The organism is Nocardioides asiaticus, from assembly GCF_040049175.1.
Lineage (GTDB): Bacteria > Actinomycetota > Actinomycetes > Propionibacteriales > Nocardioidaceae > Nocardioides > Nocardioides cheoyonin.
Genome location: NZ_JBDZDM010000007.1, coordinates 45,937 through 63,763, shown reverse-complemented (window position 1 = coordinate 63,763; position 17,827 = coordinate 45,937). Strand labels below are relative to the sequence as shown.

Annotated in this window: 16 protein-coding genes; 3 read left to right on the top strand and 13 right to left on the bottom strand. The window is 71.2% G+C overall.

Going from position 1 to position 17,827, the window contains the following annotated elements:
* Positions 1–68: 68 nt before the first annotated feature.
* Genes ABLE53_RS22065 through ABLE53_RS22055 form a run of 3 tightly spaced genes read right to left on the bottom strand, consistent with a single transcriptional unit; the run spans position 69 to position 3,048 of the window.
* Positions 69–1,127, bottom strand: a complete 1,059-nt coding sequence (locus ABLE53_RS22065; RefSeq protein WP_348861313.1) for an acyl-CoA dehydrogenase family protein — start codon at positions 1,125–1,127, stop codon at positions 69–71.
* Positions 1,124–2,251, bottom strand: a complete 1,128-nt coding sequence (locus tag ABLE53_RS22060; RefSeq protein WP_348861312.1) for an acyl-CoA dehydrogenase family protein — start codon at positions 2,249–2,251, stop codon at positions 1,124–1,126. The genes ABLE53_RS22065 and ABLE53_RS22060 overlap by 4 nt, the downstream gene beginning before the upstream one ends.
* On the bottom strand, positions 2,248–3,048 hold the full coding sequence (locus ABLE53_RS22055; protein WP_348861311.1) for a crotonase/enoyl-CoA hydratase family protein: 801 nt from the start codon (positions 3,046–3,048) through the stop codon (positions 2,248–2,250). The genes ABLE53_RS22060 and ABLE53_RS22055 overlap by 4 nt, the downstream gene beginning before the upstream one ends.
* A 129-nt stretch (positions 3,049–3,177) precedes the next feature.
* On the opposite strand from ABLE53_RS22055, the gene ABLE53_RS22050 reads away from it, so the two are divergent.
* Entirely contained in the window at positions 3,178–4,089 is a 912-nt protein-coding gene (locus ABLE53_RS22050; protein WP_348861310.1) for a LysR family transcriptional regulator, read from the top strand.
* Here the strand turns inward: ABLE53_RS22050 and ABLE53_RS22045 are convergent.
* The 6 genes from ABLE53_RS22045 to ABLE53_RS22020 form a co-directional block, all read right to left on the bottom strand.
* Positions 3,990–4,979: a LysR family transcriptional regulator gene (locus ABLE53_RS22045; RefSeq protein ID WP_348861309.1), complete on the bottom strand. Its 990-nt coding sequence runs from the start codon at positions 4,977–4,979 to the stop codon at positions 3,990–3,992. The genes ABLE53_RS22050 and ABLE53_RS22045 overlap by 100 nt on opposite strands.
* A 20-nt stretch (positions 4,980–4,999) precedes the next feature.
* Positions 5,000–5,767 (bottom strand): SDR family NAD(P)-dependent oxidoreductase, encoded by a 768-nt coding sequence (locus ABLE53_RS22040; protein ID WP_348861308.1) that lies wholly within the window; start codon positions 5,765–5,767, stop codon positions 5,000–5,002.
* A 16-nt stretch (positions 5,768–5,783) separates the two neighbouring features.
* Positions 5,784–6,914, bottom strand: coding sequence for a thiolase family protein (locus tag ABLE53_RS22035; RefSeq protein ID WP_348861307.1), 1,131 nt, complete (start codon positions 6,912–6,914; stop codon positions 5,784–5,786).
* A 136-nt stretch (positions 6,915–7,050) separates the two neighbouring features.
* A complete protein-coding gene (locus tag ABLE53_RS22030; RefSeq protein WP_348861306.1) occupies positions 7,051–7,911 on the bottom strand; it encodes a septum formation family protein in 861 nt (286 codons plus the stop codon).
* Entirely contained in the window at positions 7,908–8,726 is an 819-nt protein-coding gene (locus ABLE53_RS22025) for a septum formation family protein (protein WP_348861305.1), read from the bottom strand. The genes ABLE53_RS22030 and ABLE53_RS22025 overlap by 4 nt, the downstream gene beginning before the upstream one ends.
* Positions 8,727–8,781: 55 nt before the next feature.
* Complete coding sequence (locus ABLE53_RS22020; protein WP_348861304.1) at positions 8,782–9,633, bottom strand: sigma-70 family RNA polymerase sigma factor; 852 nt, start codon at positions 9,631–9,633, stop codon at positions 8,782–8,784.
* A gap of 182 nt (positions 9,634–9,815) precedes the next feature.
* Here ABLE53_RS22020 and ABLE53_RS22015 point away from each other — a divergent pair, with 182 nt between their 5' ends.
* Both ABLE53_RS22015 and ABLE53_RS22010 read left to right on the top strand, forming a co-directional pair.
* On the top strand, positions 9,816–12,263 hold the full coding sequence (locus tag ABLE53_RS22015) for a phosphoketolase family protein (RefSeq protein ID WP_348861303.1): 2,448 nt from the start codon (positions 9,816–9,818) through the stop codon (positions 12,261–12,263).
* Positions 12,264–12,387: 124 nt separating this feature from the next.
* Positions 12,388–13,476 (top strand): acetate/propionate family kinase, encoded by a 1,089-nt coding sequence (locus tag ABLE53_RS22010; RefSeq protein ID WP_348861302.1) that lies wholly within the window; start codon positions 12,388–12,390, stop codon positions 13,474–13,476.
* A 137-nt stretch (positions 13,477–13,613) separates the two neighbouring features.
* On the opposite strand, the gene ABLE53_RS22005 is transcribed toward ABLE53_RS22010, so the two are convergent.
* Genes ABLE53_RS22005 through ABLE53_RS21990 form a run of 4 tightly spaced genes read right to left on the bottom strand, consistent with a single transcriptional unit; the run spans position 13,614 to position 17,758 of the window.
* Entirely contained in the window at positions 13,614–14,459 is an 846-nt protein-coding gene (locus ABLE53_RS22005) for a carbohydrate ABC transporter permease (RefSeq protein WP_348861301.1), read from the bottom strand.
* The gene (locus ABLE53_RS22000; protein WP_348861300.1) at positions 14,459–15,388 is read right to left on the bottom strand and encodes a carbohydrate ABC transporter permease; all 930 of its coding nucleotides are present in this window, start codon (positions 15,386–15,388) and stop codon (positions 14,459–14,461) included. The genes ABLE53_RS22005 and ABLE53_RS22000 overlap by 1 nt, the downstream gene beginning before the upstream one ends.
* 4 nt (positions 15,389–15,392) lie before the next feature.
* Positions 15,393–16,751, bottom strand: a complete 1,359-nt coding sequence (locus ABLE53_RS21995) for an ABC transporter substrate-binding protein (protein ID WP_348861299.1) — start codon at positions 16,749–16,751, stop codon at positions 15,393–15,395.
* Positions 16,751–17,758 (bottom strand): zinc-dependent alcohol dehydrogenase family protein, encoded by a 1,008-nt coding sequence (locus ABLE53_RS21990; RefSeq protein ID WP_348861298.1) that lies wholly within the window; start codon positions 17,756–17,758, stop codon positions 16,751–16,753. The genes ABLE53_RS21995 and ABLE53_RS21990 overlap by 1 nt, the downstream gene beginning before the upstream one ends.
* Between the last annotated feature and the right edge of the window lie 69 nt (positions 17,759–17,827).

The following is a 17,827-nucleotide window of genomic DNA, read 5'->3' as shown; positions in this document are numbered from 1 at the left end:
GACTCGACGGGTCACAACCCCCACTCGACGGGTCACAACCCCCGACTCAACGGGTCACAACCCCCGACTCAACGGGTGACGAGCGCCCAGAGGCCGTTGGGGTCATCGGCACCCGCGGACCGAGCGAGCTCGGCGACGCGGCGGTCCCAGGTCTGGGTGGAGCCGTACTCCGAGCGCCAGGCGAGCGCCGGCAGGGTGAAGCGGTGGAGGTCGTGCTCGAGGGTCGTGCCGATGGCGCCGTGCAGCTGGTGGGCGTGGCGTACGACGACGGAGGCGGCGTGACCCGTGCACGACCGCGCGACGGCGACCGGGAAGGCCAGGTCCTCGGCGGTGCCGCCGGCGTCCCGGGCGGCGGCGGAGCGTACGGCGGCGTCGACGGCGGCCCGGGCGAGCGAGGCCTCCGCGGCAACGTCGGCGAGCAGGTGCTGGACCGCCTGGAAGCGCGAGATCGGCCGGCCGAACTGGACCCGCGTCGTGGTGTGCTCGAGCGCCAGCGACAGACAGCGCTCGAGCGCGCCGGCGACCTGGATCGCACGGACCAGTCCGGCGCGCAGGAAGAGCTCTTCGGCGACGTCCTGTGAGACCGGCGCACCCGTGAGGGCCTCTGCCGGCACCAGCAGGTCGTCGCGCGGCTCGCCCGCCAGGTTGAGCCCCTCGGTCAGCTCGAGATCGGCGACGGCCACGTCGGTGACGACCCGCCCGTCGCCGGACGAGGACAGCAGGACGACCGAGTCGGCGTGGCGCGCCCACGGCACGGCGCGGGCGACCTCCCGGCCCTCCGAGTCCCACTCGACCAGCCCCATCGTCCGGATCCGACCGTCCACGGGCAGCCCGGCGGTGCGCAGCAGCCACCCCGCGAGCAGGTCGTGCTCGGCGACCGGCAGGGCGACGGCGTGCGACGCCAGCTCGGTCAGCAGCGCCGCCGACTCGTGCCAGGTGGCGCCGCTCCCGCCCTCGGCCTCGTCGCCTGTGAGCCGGGCGAGGCCGAGCGACTCGAGCTTGTCCCAGAGGGCGACGTCGAGGCCGACGCCGGAACCGGGGTCGCGCGGCGTCGGCGCACTGGCGGAGAGCACGTCCCGGATCGTCGCGACCAGGTCGGGATCGACGGTGTAGGGGTCGGCAGTCATCTCAGGCCCAGCTCCCTCGCGATCACGCCGCGCAGCACCTCGCTGGTGCCGCCGCGGAGGGTGAACCCCGGCCGGTGGAAGACCGCGCGCGAGACCAGCGCGCGCAGCTCCGGGTCGTACGGGTCGTCCTCGGTCAGCAGGTCGGCGAGGTCCGCGATGTCACCCTCGAGCGCGGTGCCGAGCACCTTCACCACGGCCGCCGCCGACAACACGTCCCGGCCCTGCTCCAGCCCGCCGGCCACCGCTGACGACATCTGGTGCAGGCCGGCGAGCCGGGCGACGTACGCCCCCGTCGACGGCCCGCCGAGACCGCGCCGGGCCAGCGCCGCGAGCAGCCGGTAGGTGGAGAGGAACCGCTCGGGCCCGCTGCGCTCGTAGGACAGCTCGGAGGTGACCTGCTGCCAGCCCTCGCCGATCGTGCCCATGACCAGCTCGTCGGGCACGAAGACGCCGTCGAAGTGCACCTCGTTGAAGTGGTGGGCGCCGTTCATCGAGAGGATCGGCGAGATCTCGACGCCGGGGGAGTCAAGCTCGACGATGAACTGCGAGAGCCCGGCGTGGCGGTGCTCCGGGTCGAGGGGCGAGGTCCGCGCGAGTGCGAAGAAGGCATGAGCGACGTGCGCCCCGGACGTCCACACCTTGGTGCCCGTGATCCGCCAGCCGCCGTCGACCCGCTCCCCGCGGGTGCGGACGCTGGCCAGGTCGGAGCCGGAGTCCGGCTCGCTCATCCCGATCGCCCAGTAGAGCTCGCCGGCGGCGATCCGGGGCAGGTAGCGGCGCTTCTGCTCCTCGGTGCCGTACCTCAGCAGTGACGGCGCCGCCTGCCGGTCGGCGATCCAGTGCGCGGCGACCGGCGCGCCGGCCGCGAGCAGCTCCTCGGTGACGACGAAGCGCTCCATGAACGAGCGGCCGTGGCCGCCGTACTCCTGCGGGATCGTCATCCCCAGCCAGCCCCGCCGGGCCAGCGACCTGGTGAAGTCCGGGTTGAAGCCGTTGAGCCACGTGTCGACGTCCGGGGTGAAGACCCCGGCGGCGACCTGCGCGTCGAGGAAGTCGCGTACGTCGGCGCGCAGCTGCGCCAGCTCGGGGGTGTCGGCGACGGGCGGGGGAAGCAGGTCGGTCATTCGCCCGTGAACTCCGGGGAGCGCTTCTCGAGCATCGCCGCGACCGCCTCGTGGTGGTCCTTGGTCTGGTGGGCGATCGCCTGCATCGCTGCCGACAGCTCGAGCACGGTGTCGAGGCTGCGGCCCTGCGCCTCGCGGAGCAGCTTCTTGGCCATGCGTACGGCGTGGGGCGGGTTCGCCGCGACCCGCGCGGCCAGCGCGTGCGCCTCGTCGAGGAGCTTCTCGGGCTCGACGACCCGCGACACGAGGCCCCACTCGAGCGCGGTCGCGGCGTCCACCCGGTCGCCGGTGAGCGCCATCTCGGCGGCCCTGGCGTAGCCGACCGCGCGGGGCAGGAAGTACGCACCGCCGTCGCCGGGGATGATGCCGAGCTTCACGAACGACTCGGCGAAGAACGCCGTGGTCGAGGCGATCCGCAGGTCGCACATCATCGCCAGGTCGCAGCCGGCGCCGACGGCCGGACCGTTGACCGCTGCGATGAGCGGCACCTCGCACTGGTGCAGCGCCCGCGGGATCCGCTGGATGCCGTCGCGGTAGGCGGTCCGCTGCCGGTGCGGGGCATGGCCGAAGAGGCCCTCGCCGCTGGCCATGTCCTTGACGTTGCCGCCGGAGGAGAACGCCGTCCCGGCGCCGGTGATGATGACCGCGCGCACTGCGTCGTCGCGGTTGACCCGGTCGGCGGCCCCGACCAGCGCGTCGATCATCTCCGTGCTCGAGATCGGGTTGCGCGACTCCGGCAGGTCGAGGGTCCAGGTCTCGACGTTCTCCGTACGGTCGATCGCCAATGGGGCGCTCATCGGGCTCCTGTCCTCCGGGCAACGCTGGCTACGGCGTGGTCCACTCTGTCCCTCGCAGCCGCCGACGGCAAAGACCACGGCGCGAAGACGGTGATAGTCGTCACCTATGCCCCCTCTATGCTGGCCGTCGTGGACCTGCGGCTGGTGGAGTACTTCGTGGCCGTGGTCGACCACGGCGGCATCACCAGGGCCGCCAACGCGCTCTACATCGCGCAGCCGTCGCTGTCGCAGGCGATCAAGTCGCTCGAGCGTGAGGTGGGCGCAGAGCTCTTCGACCGCTCGGGTCGCCAGCTCGCGCTCACCGAGGCGGGACGGGTCTTCGAGGTGTCCGCGCGGCGGGTGGTGCGCGACGTGGCGCTGGCCCGCGAACGGGTCGAGGCGGTCCGCGAGCTCCGTGCGGGCCGGCTGCAGCTGGCCGCCATCGCCGACCTGACGCTGCACCCGCTGCCGGGGCTCGTCCAGGCGTTCCGCGACCGCTATCCCGACGTCGAGGTGCGGATCAGCGATCCCGGCCACGCCGGCGGGGTCGTGGCCGCCGTACGCCAGGGCCAGGCGGAGATCGGCCTCACCACGCTCCCGGTCAAGGCCGAGGCGCTCACGGTGCTCCCGATCGCAGCACAGCGGATGGTCCTCGCCATGGCGCCCGGGCTGGCCGAGGACCTGCCCGACCCGGTGCCGCAGAAGCTGCTCGGCGAGCTGCCGCTCATCCGCAGCATGGAGGACCGGCTCGCCGACCTCGTCGCCGAGCCCGATCTCCTGCCGCCGGCCGAGGGGGCGGCGCTGCGCTCCGGCTTCCGTCAGGTGACCTGGGAGCTCGTCATGGCCGGCGCGGGGATCGCCGTGCTGCCCGAGGGCATCGCGAGGACGCAGCTCACCGGCGTCGTACTCCGCCCGCTCGACCCCGAGATCCGGCGCGAGGTCGCCGCGGTCTTCCGGGCCGATCAGCTCCCGCCGGCCGCCTCGGCGTTCCTCGCGACGCTGCTGCCCTCGGAGGCGGCCGGGGACCCCGAGGACGCCGACGTGTCGGTCTCCGCGAGCTGAGCGGCGAGCTCCACGAACGCCGCCGCGGCGGGGGAGAGGCTGTCGGAGTCGTAGACCAGGCCGTACGGCGCCGGCAGCGGCGGCTCCATCGTCCTGATCCGCGCGCCGCGCTGGAGCGCGACCTCGGTCGCCGACTGCTCGATCCACGTCGGCCCGACGCCGGCGAGGGCGAAGGCGAGGCGCGCCTCGCGGTTCTGGAGTACGACGGCGGGCCGGCGCGCCTGCTGCTGCGGGCTCATCGCGCGGAAGAGCTGCCCGGCGTGGTAGGTGCCCTGGGGTACGACGACCATGGGGCTGTCGAGCTCGTCCCACCGCAGCGTGCCCCGGGCGGGCGAGCCCTCCTCCGGCGGCAGCGCGATCGCGTAGACCTGCGTCCCGAGCTCCAGGACGTCCAGCTCCCGCTCGTCGGCGGCGTGCTCGCGCTCGCCGCCCGCTCCGAGCGGCAGATGGGTGACCACGATCTCGCAGACCGCGTTCCGGAGCAGCGACGCGACCCGGCTCTCGTCGTACATCGTCCCGATCGTCACCCGCACCTTCGGGTGCCTCCGGTGGAACTCCGCCACCAGCCGCGGCAGCAGGCCCGTGCTCACCGCCGGGTGCGCCCGGACGTCGACCCGCCCGCGCAGGTGGCCCTCCGCGTCGGGGACGGAGCCTGCCGCGGTCGCGATGTCCCGCAGCACCTTCCGTGCCGGGCTCACCAGTGCGTGACCGGCCGAGGTCGGCACCATCCCGCGGCCGATCCGGTGGAACAGCGGCGTCTTCAGCTCCCGCTCCAGCGACCGCATCGCCTGGCTGATGGTCGGCTGCGCCACCCCGACGGCGTTCGCCGCGGCGTTGATGCTGCCGTGGTCGATCACCGCCAGGTAATAGCGGAGATGCTGAGGATCCACGAAGGCGATCCTAGTGACCGTCAGCGAGGGGCCATCCGGATCGCACCGTCGAGGCGGATGGTCTCGCCGTTGAGGTAGCCGTTCTCGAGCAGGTGCGCGGCGAGGCCGGCGTACTCCTCGGTGCGGCCGAGCCGGTGCGGGTTGGGCACGCTGGCGGCCAGCGAGGCGCGTACGTCGTCGCGCAGCCGCCCCAGGAGCGGGGTGTCCATGATGCCCGGCGCGATCGTGTTGACCCGGATGTTCTTCGACGCCAGGTCGCGGGCGGCGACGATCGTCATGCCGACGACGCCGCCCTTGGAGGCGGAGTAGTTGATCTGGCCGATCTGGCCCTCGTACGCCGCGACGGAGGCGGTCATGACGATCGCGCCGCGCTCGCCGTCGACGGGCTCTCGCCTCGCCATGCGTACGGCGCCGAGGCGCAGCGCGTTGAAGCTGCCGATCAGGTTGAGCCGGATGACGAACTCGAAGTCCTCGAGCGAGCCGGGGGAGCCGTCCTTCTCGATGATCCGCATCCGGCGGCCGGCGCCGGCGCAGTGGACGAGCCCGCGCAGCCCCTCGCCCTGGGCGTCGGCGGCGTCGAGCGCGGCGGCGAACGACTCCTCGTCCGTCACGTCGCCGGCGACGAACTGGGCCCGCTCGCCGAGCTCCTTCGCGACCTGCTCGCCGTCGGAGGTCGGCAGGTCGATGACCGTGACATGGCCGCCCTCCTTGACCAGCTTCTGCGCGGTGGCCAGGCCGAGGCCTGAGGCGCCGCCGGTGATTGCGGTGGTGAGACCTTCGAGTCGCATGGTGTCTTCCTGTCTGTCAGAGGAGCTCGAGGATGGTGGCGTTGGCCATCCCGCCGGCCTCGCACATGGTCTGCAGGCCGAACCTGATGCCGTTGTCCCTCATGTGGTGGACGAGCCGGGTCATGAGGATCGCGCCGGAGCCGCCGAGCGGGTGGCCGACGGAGATCGCACCGCCGAGGGGGTTGAGCGCCTCGTCGGGGACACCGACCTCCGCCTGCCACGCGAGCGGGACCGGGGCGAAGGCCTCGTTGACCTCGAACGCGCCGATGTCGCCGATGGCGAGGCCGGACCGCTCGAGCGCCTTCTCGGTGGCCGGGATCGGTCCGGTGAGCATGATGACGGGGTCGTCGCCTGCGACGACGGTGGTGTGGATGCGGGCCAGCGGCGTCCAGCCGTGCTGGGCCGCGATCTCGGAGGTGGTGATGAGCAGCGCCCCGGCGCCGTCGGAGATCTGCGAGGAGTTCCCGGCGGTGATGACGCCGTCGTCCTTGAAGGCGGTCCGCAGCCCGGCGAGCGTGTCGACGGTCGTGCCGCGGCGCAGGCCCTCGTCGGCGGTCAACCCGCCGATCGGGGCGATCTGCGCGTCGAACGCGCCGGCGTCGGCCGCGGCGGCCGTGCGCTCGTGGGAGCGGGCGGAGTACTCGTCGAGCTGCGCGCGGGAGAGGCCCCACTTCTCGGCCACCATCTCGGCTCCGATGCCCTGGTTGAACCGCTCGACGTCGTACCGCTGCAGGACGGTGTCCGGGTACGGCGCGCCGCCGGCGGTGTTGGAGCCCATCGCCGAGCGCGACATCGACTCGACCCCGCCGGCCACGGCGAGGTCGTACTGACCGCTGATCACGCCCGCCGCCGCGAACGCCACGGCCTGCTGTGAGGACCCGCACTTGCGGTCGATGGTGGTGCCGGGCACGGACTCCGGCCAGCCGGCGGCGAGCAGGCCGACCCTGCCGACGTTGCCGGACTGGTCGCCGACCTGGGTGACGCAGCCCCAGACGACGTCGTCGACCTCGGCCGGGTCGAGCCCGGTCCGCTCGACGAGCGCACGCAGGACGTGGGCCGTCAGGTCGGCGGGGTGGATGCCGGCGAGGCTCCCGTTGCGCTTCCCGATCGGGGTGCGGCAGGCGTCGACGATGACCGCATCACGCATGGCGTGCTCCTGGGGCAGACGGTTCGGTGGGTGACGCGCACCACAGAACCACCGCCGTCGTCGGCGGCGCAAAGACCGCGTGCCGATGCACCAGTGAGGCGCTGCCTATGGATCGGTGAGCCTCAGTTCGCCTCGCTCAGTCCGGCGCCCAGCAGATCCCGTAGGTCTGGCCGCTGGCCCACTCGTCCTTGGTGGGCCACTCATAGCCCCACTGGTAGTCGAGCGCATCGTCGGCGACGTCCCGGCCGGCGTCGCGGCAGATCGTCTGGCCGGCCGCCTTCGCCTTCTCCTCGCCGGGGTAGGCGCCGGCCGGCAGCGCGACGGTGCGCAGCGCCTTCCAGGAGTGGTCCTCGCTGCAGGCCACCCGCTGGAACCCGTCGGTGCCGGGCTGGGCGGTGCTGCACATCGCGTAGTCGTCGGCCCGGTCGGTGGTCAGGATCCCCTTGAGCTGCCCGTCGAGCGGCAGCAGCCGGTCGGGGCCGCCGACGGCGATGACGTCGCAGCGGTACCAGCTCGCGCCCGCGTCGGATTGCTCGACGGTCGGCGTGAACCAAACAGCGCGCAGCATCGAGAGGCGTACGTCGTCGACGGACCCGCCGAGGTAGCCGGCGAGCCTGGCCGGGCACGTCTGCGCGACCTGCCGGCGTACGGCGTCGGAGTCGACGGCCAGGAGGTGTCCGTCGACCACGGTGCTGAGCCGGCCGACGGCGTACGTCTGGGTGGTGTGGGGCCTCGTGCAGGGCACCGACCCGGTCTGGGTCGTGGGTGCGAGCGCCTGGTCGAAGGTGAGCCGGTAGCAGGCGTCGTCGGCGGGGCTCGGCGGCGGCGTCGCCGACGTGGGGGTCGTCGACGGGCTGGCCGAGGAGCTGACCGAGGAGCTGGCCGACGGGGACGGCGCGGGGGAGGAGTCGTCGGAGGTCCCGCAGCCGGCGAGGGCGGCGAGCGTGAGCAGGGCGGCCGTGACCAGCAGGCCCGCCCGGGAGAGCGTGCGGGTCACTTGTCTGTCTTCGCCCAGCACACGGAGCGTCGGTTGCCGGCGTCCCACTCGTCCTCCCCGAACCACGTGTAGCCGTAGTCGTAGCTCTCGGGGTACCCCAGCCAGGCCTTGACCGAGTCGGCGCAGTAGCTGCGCGTCTTCGTCTTCACCGTGTCGTCCCCCGGGTAGGAGTCCTTCGGCTCGCCGAGCTTGATGGTGGTCACGGCTCGCCACGCGTGCTTCTCCGAGCACGGTACCTTCGTGCTGTTCACCGAGGCGCCGCGGGCGCAGACCATCCAGCGGTCGTCGATGTTCTTGCCCCGTAGCATGTTCGTGGTGTTCGTCGGCAGGTCGACGTACGGCGCACCCGACTCCCCGCCGCCGACGAGGTCGCAGCGGAACCACCGGGCGCCCTTCTCCCACGCGCGGTCGGAGGGCCCGAACCACACCCAGCTGAGCATCGACCGCATCAGCAGGCTCTGGTCGGCGCCAAGGTGCTTCTCCAGGAGCACGGTGCACCGGTCGTAGACCCAGTCCGAGAGGGCGTCGTCGTCGGGCTTCACGTCGGCGAAGCGCTTGGGCAGACGACCGGCGGCGTACGTCTCGGCGTTGTGCGGGTCGTCGCACGCGACGAGCGGGCTGGCGTTGGTCGGCCGGGCGACGTCGGCGCGGGTGAGGTTGCGGCAGGTCCCCACGCTCGGCACCTCGGTCGAGTCGACCTGGGCAGGGTCGGCGCCGTGGCTCGTGCCTCCGCCGGAGCACCCCGCCAGCAGGAACGCTGCCAGCAGGACGGGAAGCGCCAGAGGTACGGCGACGTACGGGCGGGGGCGGATCACGCCGCCCGATGGTACGTGCCCGCTGGTCGCGTGCCGAAAGCGTGGGGGCCGGTGGTCAGGCGGCTTCGCCGAGGGCGACCCGGAGGTCGCGCAGGATCCGGGTCAGCAGCCGCGACACCTGCATCTGGGTCACGCCGAGCTCCTGGCCGATCTCCTCCTGGGTCTGGTCCTCGAAGAAGCGCAGGTAGAGGATCCGCCGGTCGCGCTCGGGGAGCCCCTTGAGCACCGGCTCCAGCGTCGTCCGGGCCTCCGCGGCGTCGGCGTCGGTGCTCTCGTCGGGGATCAGGTCGGCGACCGTGGCCGTCTGCTGGCTCCCGGCCCGGTCCAGCGGCTGGTCCAGCGACGTCGGCGTGAAGCAGCCGAACGCGACGACCGCCTCGTCGTACTCCTCGCGGCTCAGGTCGAGCGTCTCCCGCACCTGGTCGTCGCTCGGCTCGTGGCCGAGCTCCTGGGTCAGGTCGTCGATGCAGCGGTTCACCCGCCACTGCAGCTCCTGGACCCGGCGCGGCGGCCGGACGGTCCAGCTGTGGTCGCGGAAGTGCCGCTGCAGCTCCCCGCGGATCGTGGGGACGGCGTACGTCAGCAGGTCCTTGTTGCGCTCGGGGTCGAAGCGGAAGACGGCCTTCACCAGACCCTCGTACGCCGCCTGGTCGAGGTCCTCCTGCGCGACGCCGCGTCGCCGGTAGCGCGTCGCGACCGCCTCGGCGACGCCGCGATTGATGAGGACGACCTCCTCGAGGAGGTGCCGTCGAGCGGTCGGGTCGGGGGTCTCGTGGGCGCGTGCGATGAGATCGTCGGTGGTCCGGGCGCGCTCGGCGCGGGTCAGTCCGCGGTCACCGTCGGGGACCGCGACCGGGCCCCGGCCGCCCGTCGGAGGCTGCGTCCGCTGTGTCGTCGTTGCTGCCATTTCCAGCCTCCATCCCGAGTGTGGTGGTGGGGGTGTGCCGTGGCTGTGCGGGTCGGTTCGCGGTCTGTCCTGGTCGGTCCAGGGGCGGACGGACCGTCGTTGCGCCGTTCGTCCCCGGTCACCTCTGAACCTAGCGAAGTGAGCACCAGCATCAAGTTTCCGGCGCGTCCTCACTAGCAGGCGTGACCCAAAGCACGGTACGAAGGACCCAGACGCCGACAGGGGGAGAAACCATGCTGGACGAGCAGGAGCTGACCCGGATCGATCGCTGGTGGCGCGCCGCGAACTACCTGTCCGTCGGCCAGATCTACCTGATGGACAACCCGCTCCTCCGTGAGCCGCTCGTCGCCGAGCACGTCAAGCCCCGGCTCCTCGGCCACTGGGGCACCACCCCCGGCCTCAACTTCATCTACGCGCACATGAACCGCGCGATCATGGCCCGGGACCTCGACTCGATCTTCATCACCGGCCCCGGCCACGGTGGTCCGGGACTGGTCGCCGCGTCGTACCTCGAGGGCACCTACACCGAGAACTACCCCGACATCGGCCACGACGTCGCCGGGCTGAAGCGGCTCTTCACCCAGTTCTCCTTCCCGGGCGGCATCCCGAGCCACGTCGCGCCCGAGACCCCCGGCTCGATCCACGAGGGAGGAGAGCTCGGCTACGCCCTCTCGCACGCCTACGGCGCCGCCTTCGACAACCCGGACCTCGTCGTCTGCGCGGTCGTCGGCGACGGCGAGGCCGAGACCGGCCCGCTCGCCACCAGCTGGCACAGCACCAAGTTCGTCGACCCGCGCCGCGACGGCGCCGTACTCCCGATCCTCCACCTCAACGGCTTCAAGATCGCGAACCCGACGGTGCTCGCCCGGATCTCCGACGAGGAGCTGGTCGACCTGATGAAGGGCTACGGCCACAAGCCGTACGTCGTCGCCGGCTCCGACCCCACCGAGATGCACCACGCCTTCTCCGAGACCCTCGACGCCGCGCTCGACGAGATCAGGGACATCCAGGCCGAGGCGAGGTCCGGGGGAGCGCTTCCAGCGCGTCGGCCGTGGCCGATGATCGTGCTCCGCTCGCCGAAGGGCTGGACCGGACCGAAGGAGGTCGACGGCAAGCCGGTGGAGGGCTACTGGCGCTCCCACCAGGTGCCGTTCGCCGACGCACGCGGCAACGACGAGCACCGGGCCATCCTCGAGGAGTGGATGAAGTCGTACGCGCCGGAGGAGCTCTTCGACGAGGCCGGCGCGCCGATGGAGGACATCCGCACCCTCCACCCGCAGGGCACGAAGCGGATGAGCGGCAGTCCCCACGCCAACGGCGGCATGCTCCTGCAGGAGCTCAAGCTCCCCGACTTCACCGAGTACGCCGTCGACGTGGTGCCGGGCACCGGTGCCGTGGAGTCGACCCGGGTCCTCGGCGAATGGCTCCGCGACGTGATGCGGGCCAACATGGAGAACTTCCGGATGTTCGCGCCCGACGAGAACTCCTCCAACCGGCTGCAGGACGTCATGGAGGTCACCAACCGGACCTGGAACGCCCGGATCGTCGGCGACGGGCCCCTCGCGGACGACCACCTCGCGCCGGACGGCCGGATCATGGAGATCCTCTCCGAGCACACCTGCGAGGGCTGGCTGGAGGGCTATCTCCTCACCGGGCGGCACGGGTTCTTCTCGTGCTACGAGGCCTTCATCCACATCATCGACTCGATGTTCAACCAGCACGCGAAGTGGCTGAACACCACCCGCCACATCGACTGGCGCAAGCCGATCGCGTCGCTCAACATCCTCCTGACCAGCCACGTCTGGCGGCAGGACCACAACGGCTTCTCGCACCAGGACCCGGGCTTCATCGACCACGTCGTCAACAAGAAGGCCGACGTCGTCCGCGTCTACCTCCCGCCGGACGCCAACACCCTGCTCTCGGTGGCCGACCACTGCCTGAAGTCGCGCAACTACGTCAACGTGGTCGTCGCGGGCAAGCAGCCGGCGCTCCAGTACCTCTCGATGGACGACGCGATCACCCACTGCACCAAGGGGATCGGCATCTGGGACTGGGCGTCCAACGACGACGGCGAGGAGCCCGACATCGTGATGGCCTGCGCCGGCGACGTCCCCACCCAGGAGACCCTCGCGGCGGTCTCGATCCTGCGCGAGAAGGTGCCCGGTCTGAGGATCCGGCTGGTCAACGTCGTCGACCTGATGCGCCTCCAGCCCGAGCAGGAGCACCCGCACGGGCTCTCGGACGCCGACTTCGACGCCCTGTTCACCACGAACAAGCCGGTGATCTTCGCCTACCACGGCTACCCGTGGCTGATCCACCGGCTGACCTACCGGCGTACGAACCACCAGAACATCCACGTCCGCGGCTACAAGGAGGAGGGCACCACCACGACGCCCTTCGACATGTGCGTGCTCAACCAGCTCGACCGGTTCGACCTGGCGCTCGACGTGCTCGACCGGGTGCCCGGGCTGCTCAGCCGCACCGGCCACGTCCACGAGTGGCTCAAGGACAAGCTGATCGAGCACAAGACCTACGTCCGCACCCACGGCCAGGACATGCCCGAGGTCCGGGGCTGGAGCTGGACCGGCGAGGCCAGCTATACCGACGCCGCCGAGGACGACACCAAGTGAGCGCCGCCCATCACGCACGCTGGCGGCGTTGCCGCCGCTCGACGACCGCTCCGCTCAAAGGTCGCCTTCGCGACGGCGCCTTGCCAGCGCACGCACTGGACGACGCTCACACCCGCGACCAGTGATGAGGGTCTTGGTCATCAACCCCGGGTCGAGCACGCTCAAGGCGGCATTGGTGGCCGACGGGGAGACGGTCGAGAACGCCAACGTCTCGATCACCGACTGCGTCGCCGAGGTGCAGCAGGTCGTCGCGGGCTGGACACCGGTGGACGCCGTCGGCGTCCGGTTCGTCCACGGCGGGCCGGACCATCTCGAGCCGGTGGCCGTCGACGACGCCGTCCTCGCCGACCTGGAGGCCTCCGTCGGCCTCGCCCCGCTGCACAACCCGTCGGCGGTCGCGGCCACGAAGGCGGTCAGGGAGAGCTACCCGGACCTGCCCGTCGTCGCCTGCTTCGACACCGCCTTCCACCGCACGATGCCGCCGGAGGCGACGACGTACGCCATCCCCAAGGAGTGGAACGCGCGCTTCCAGCTGCGCCGCTACGGCTTCCACGGCCTCTCGCACGAGTACGCCGCCCAGCACGCCGCCGCGCTCATCGGCCGCCCCCTCGGCGAGCTGAAGATCGTCACCTGCCACCTCGGCGGCGGCGCGTCGCTGTGCGCCGTGGACGGCGGCCGGTCGGTGGACACCACGATGGGCTTCACCCCGATGGCCGGGCTGGTGATGCAGGTCCGCAGCGGCTCGGTCGACCCCGGGCTGCTGCTCTGGCTGCTCAACGACGGCGGGCTCTCGGTCGAGGAGCTGTACGACGGGCTCGAGCACAACGCCGGCCTCAAGGGACTGACCGACACCTCGGGCGACATGCGCGAGATCCTCGCCGGTGCCGACGCCGGCGACGATGAGTGCCGGCTCGCGTTCGAGGTCTACGTCCACCGGCTGGTCCGCGAGATCGGGGCGATGGTCGCCTCCCTCGACGGTCTCGACGTGCTGGTCTTCACCGGCGGCGTGGGGGAGCACACCGACCGCGTCCGCTTCCGGGTCGCCGAGGGACTGCGCTTCTTCGGTGTCGAGATCGACCCGGCACTCAACGTCCCGGAGGAGGGCGGCGACCGCGTGCTCACCGGTCCCGGCTCCAAGGTCGAGGTCCTCGTCGTGGAGGCCCGCGAGGACCTCCAGATCGCCGCCGACGTCACCGCCGTCCTCGGCTCCTGAGCCCTCGCCAAAGACTTTCCCGAACGGCGTGCATGTGGCCGGGATCGTTCGGGTACCTCGGGGCCCCGCTGGCGGCTCCCGGGACTTACGCAGCCCCGATCAGAGCCGCCAGCGCTCGGTCCGGGACGGCCGTCGGCTCACTTGATGGCCCCCATCGACAGGCCGCGGACCAGCTGCTTCTGCGCGATCCAGCCCGCGATCACGACCGGCAGCGCGGCCATCGAGGCAGCCGCCGAGAGCTGGGCGAAGAAGAGCCCCTCGCTGGTGATGAAGCCGACCAGGAAGACCGGCACGGTGCCGGCCCGGGCGGCGGTGAGGTTCACCGAGAAGAAGAACTCGTTCCAGCTGAAGATCACGCAGATCAGCGCGGTCGAGGCGATCCCCGGCGTGATCATCGGCATCAGCACGTGACGGAACGACGCCATCAGCCCGGCCCCGTCGACCTGGGCGGCCTCGAGCACCTCACCGGGCACCTCGAGCATGAACGAGCGCAGCATCCAGACCGCGATCGGCAGGTTCATCGCCGTGAACAGCACGACCATCGTCCAGATGTTGTCGAGCATGTGGATCTGCTGGGTGATGACGTACAGCGGCACGATCACCGCGACGACCGGCAGCATCTTCGTGGAGATGAAGAAGAAGAGCACGTCGGAGGTCTTCTGGACCGGCCTGATCGAGAGGGCGTACGCCGCGGGGATGGCCAGCGCCAGGACGAGCAGCGTCGACACGACGGTCGCGAAGGCGGAGTTCCCGACGTACGGCCAGAACCCGGAGTGGAAGACGTTGGAGAACTGCTCCAGCGTCGGCTTGAACGCGATCTTCGGGGTGTCGGTCGAGGCGTCCACCTCGTGCTTGAAGGCCGTGAGCACCATCCAGGCGATCGGGAAGAAGAAGAACAGCCCGATGATCCAGGTGACGAGCGTCGTGGCCCGGCCGCCCCAGTGCCAGCGGCCTCGGTGGGAGGCGAGGAACGTGTCGGCCATCAGCTTTTCTCCAGCTCGAAGCTCTTGAAGATCGTGCGCAGGGCGACCGTGGCGACGATGATCGTGCCGATGACGACCACGACGCCCATCGCGGCCGACTGGCCGACGTCGAAGCCGAGGAACGCCCGCTGGTAGATGTAGAACGGCAGGTTCGAGCTCGCCGTCCCCGGCCCGCCCTGGGTCAGCATGTAGATCTGGTCAAAGGTGTTGACCACGTAGATCGCGCCCAGCAGCGTGGACAGCTCGATGTAGCGGCGCAGGTGCGGCAGCGTGATGTGGACGAAGGTCCGCCACCGGCTCGCGCCGTCGACCGAGGCCGCCTCGAGGACGTCCCGCGGCTGGGCCTGCAGCCCGGCGAGGAGCAGCAGCATCATGAACGGCGTCCACTGCCAGACGAGCACGAGGATCACCGACCACATCGGGTGGCTGACGACCCAGTCCTCGTCGCCGGCGCCGAACGGCGAGAGCGCCCAGTTCACGATCCCGTAGACGGGGTCGAGCATCATGTACTTCCACAGCAGCGCGCTCGCCACCGGCATCACCAGGAACGGCGTGATGAGCAGCGTGCGTACGACGCCGCGGCCGATGAACCTCCGGTCCAGCAGGAGCGCCAGGCCGAGACCGACGAGCAACGAGATCACCACGCAGCCGGCCGTGATGAGCACGGTGTGCACCACGGCGCCACGGAAGACCGAGTCGGCGAACACGTCGGCGTAGTTGCGGAGGCCGACGAAGTGGCGGGACCCGGGCCGGACGAGGTTCCAGGACTGCAGGCTGTACCAGAGCGTCAGCAGGAACGGCAGCTGCGTGACGACGATCGTGAAGATCAGCGCCGGCAGCAGCGGCGCCCGCCGCGACCAGCGCGCGGCACGCTCCTCGGAACGGCTCGGCGTCGTCGTACGTGCCCCCGGGGCGGTCAGGACGGCCATCGACTCACTCCTCCTGGTAGGACTCGCCGACGCTCTTCGCGTAGCGCTGCGACTGCTCGAGGGCCTTGTCGACGCTGATCTGCCCGGCGATGGCCGCCGAGATCTGCTGTGCGACGCGGGTGCCGAGGTCCTGGAACTCCGGGATCCCGACGAACTGGATGCCCGGGTAGGGGACCGGCTCGGTCATGGTCTTGTCCTGAGAGGCGTTGTTGAGCGCCTCGAGGGTCGGGCCGGCGTACTCCTTGGCGACCTTGGCGTACTGCGGGATCTTGTACGTCGACTCGCGGCTCCCGGGCGGGACCCGCTCCCACCCGAGGCGGTCACCGACCAGCTTGATGTAGTCCTTGCTGGTCACCCAGGAGAGGAACTTCCACGCCGTCTCCGGGTCGTCGTTGCTCTTCGGGATCGCGAGCGACCACGAGTAGAGCCAGCCCGAGGACGGGGTCTTCTCGACCGGGGCCTGGACGTAGCCGTTCTTGCCTACGACCTTGCTGTCGGTCGGCGACTCGACCGTGCTGACCATCGCGGTGGCGTCGTACCACATCGCCGCCTGGCCCTGGCTGTAGCGCGTGCTGCACTCGGCGTAGCCCGCGGCGGCCGCGCCGGGGATGCCGTACTTGCGCACGAGGTCGACGTAGAACTTCGTCGCCTTGACGAACGCCGGCGACTCCAGCTGGGCGTTCCAGTCCTGGTCGAACCAGCGCCCGCCGAAGGTGTTGACGACGGTGTCCATCGGCGCGAGGTTCTCGCCCCAGCCCGGCAGGCCGCGCAGGCAGATGCCGGTCATGCCGTGCTCGGGGTCGTTCAGCTTCGCGGCGAGGTCGCGGACCTGCTCCCAGGTGGGGTGCTCGGGCATCGTCAGCCCGGCCTTCTGGAAGAGGTCCTTGCGGTAGACGAGGAAGGAGGACTCGCCGTAGAAGGGCACGGAGTACATGTCGCCCTTGTAGGAGAGCGCGTCCCGGATCGAGGGGATGAAGTCCTGGTCGTCGTAGCCGGGCGTCTTGTCGATGAGCGGCTGGAGGTCGGTCAGCCAGCCGTCCTTCGCCCACTGCGGCGTCTCGTAGTTGCTGATCATCACCGCGTCGAACTCGCCGCCGCCGGTGGCCACCGACGCGGTGATCTTGGCGCGCGCCTCGTTCTCCGGCAGCGAGATGAACTTCAGCGAGATGCCGGGGTTCTCCTTCTCGAACTCCTTCGACAGGTCGATCGCGTCGGTCATCTGCGGGTTGGAGACGATCGCGATGACCAGCTGGTCCTTCGCCCCGCCGAGCTCGCCGGCGCCCGCCGCGCAGCCGCTCGCGACCAGTGCGAGCGAGGCGGCGGCCACCACCGCCTTCGTCGTACGCCGCCACCGCGCGCGCATCAGACGGTCCCTGACGCCTGGGGGAGGACATGCGACTTGACGCCGGCGCCGCCGCGGACCGTCTCGATCGCGTCGGGGTAGCCCTCGAGCGGGAACCGGTGGGTCACCAGCCTCGAGGTGTCGACCGCCCCGCTCGCGATCAGGTCGAGCGCCGTGCCGAAGCTGTGCAGGACAGCCATCGATCCGACCACGGTGATCTCCTCGTTGTAGACGCGGAAGGGGGAGAGCGCGACCCGGGCCTCCTCGGGCGCGACCCCGAAGACCAGGAACCGGCCGCCGCGGGCCACCGAGCCGAGCGCCTCCTCGATGACCGGCGCCACCCCGGTCACGTCGACCACGGCGTCGTACTGCCGGCCGTCGAGCTCCTCCAGCGACGTCGCGGTGGTGCTCGCGCCCATCCGCCCGGCCAGCTCGAGCTTGGCCGGCACCCGGTCGACGGCGGTGACGTCGAGGCCGGAGCGCTGGAGCAGCGAGACGAGGAGGAGCCCCATGGTGCCGACGCCGACGACGAGCGCCGACTCGCCGACCTCGGTCCCGAGCCGGCGTACGCCGTGGACGGCGCAGGAGAGCGGCTCGACCAGGGCGCCCTGCTCGAAGCTGAGGTGGTCGGGCAGGCGGTAGGCCTGTCCGGCGGGAACGGCGACGAGCTCGGCGAACGCTCCGTCGACGGTGTCGCCGGTCGCGCCCCAGTTGGCGCAGAGGTTGCCCCGCCCGCGGCGGCAGGCGGGGCAGTGGCCGCAGAACAGCGACGGGTCGACGGCCACCCGGTCGCCCACGGCGATGCCGGTGCTGACCTCGTCGCCGAGCGCGACGACGGTGCCCGAGAACTCGTGGCCCGGGATGATCGGGTACGGCGTCGGCGCGAAGTGGCCGTCCGCGATGTGGAGGTCGGTGCCGCAGACTCCGCAGGCCTCGACGGCCACGACGACCTGTCCCTTCCCGGGAGTGGGGTCGGGGAACTGCCCGACCTCGAACTGACCCGGCTTCACGACCTGAACGGCGCGCACGCGACCCCTCGCTCTGCTCTTGATCTGGTCTGCTCATATGAGCATTGTCATGCTCTGATGAGCGAGCCT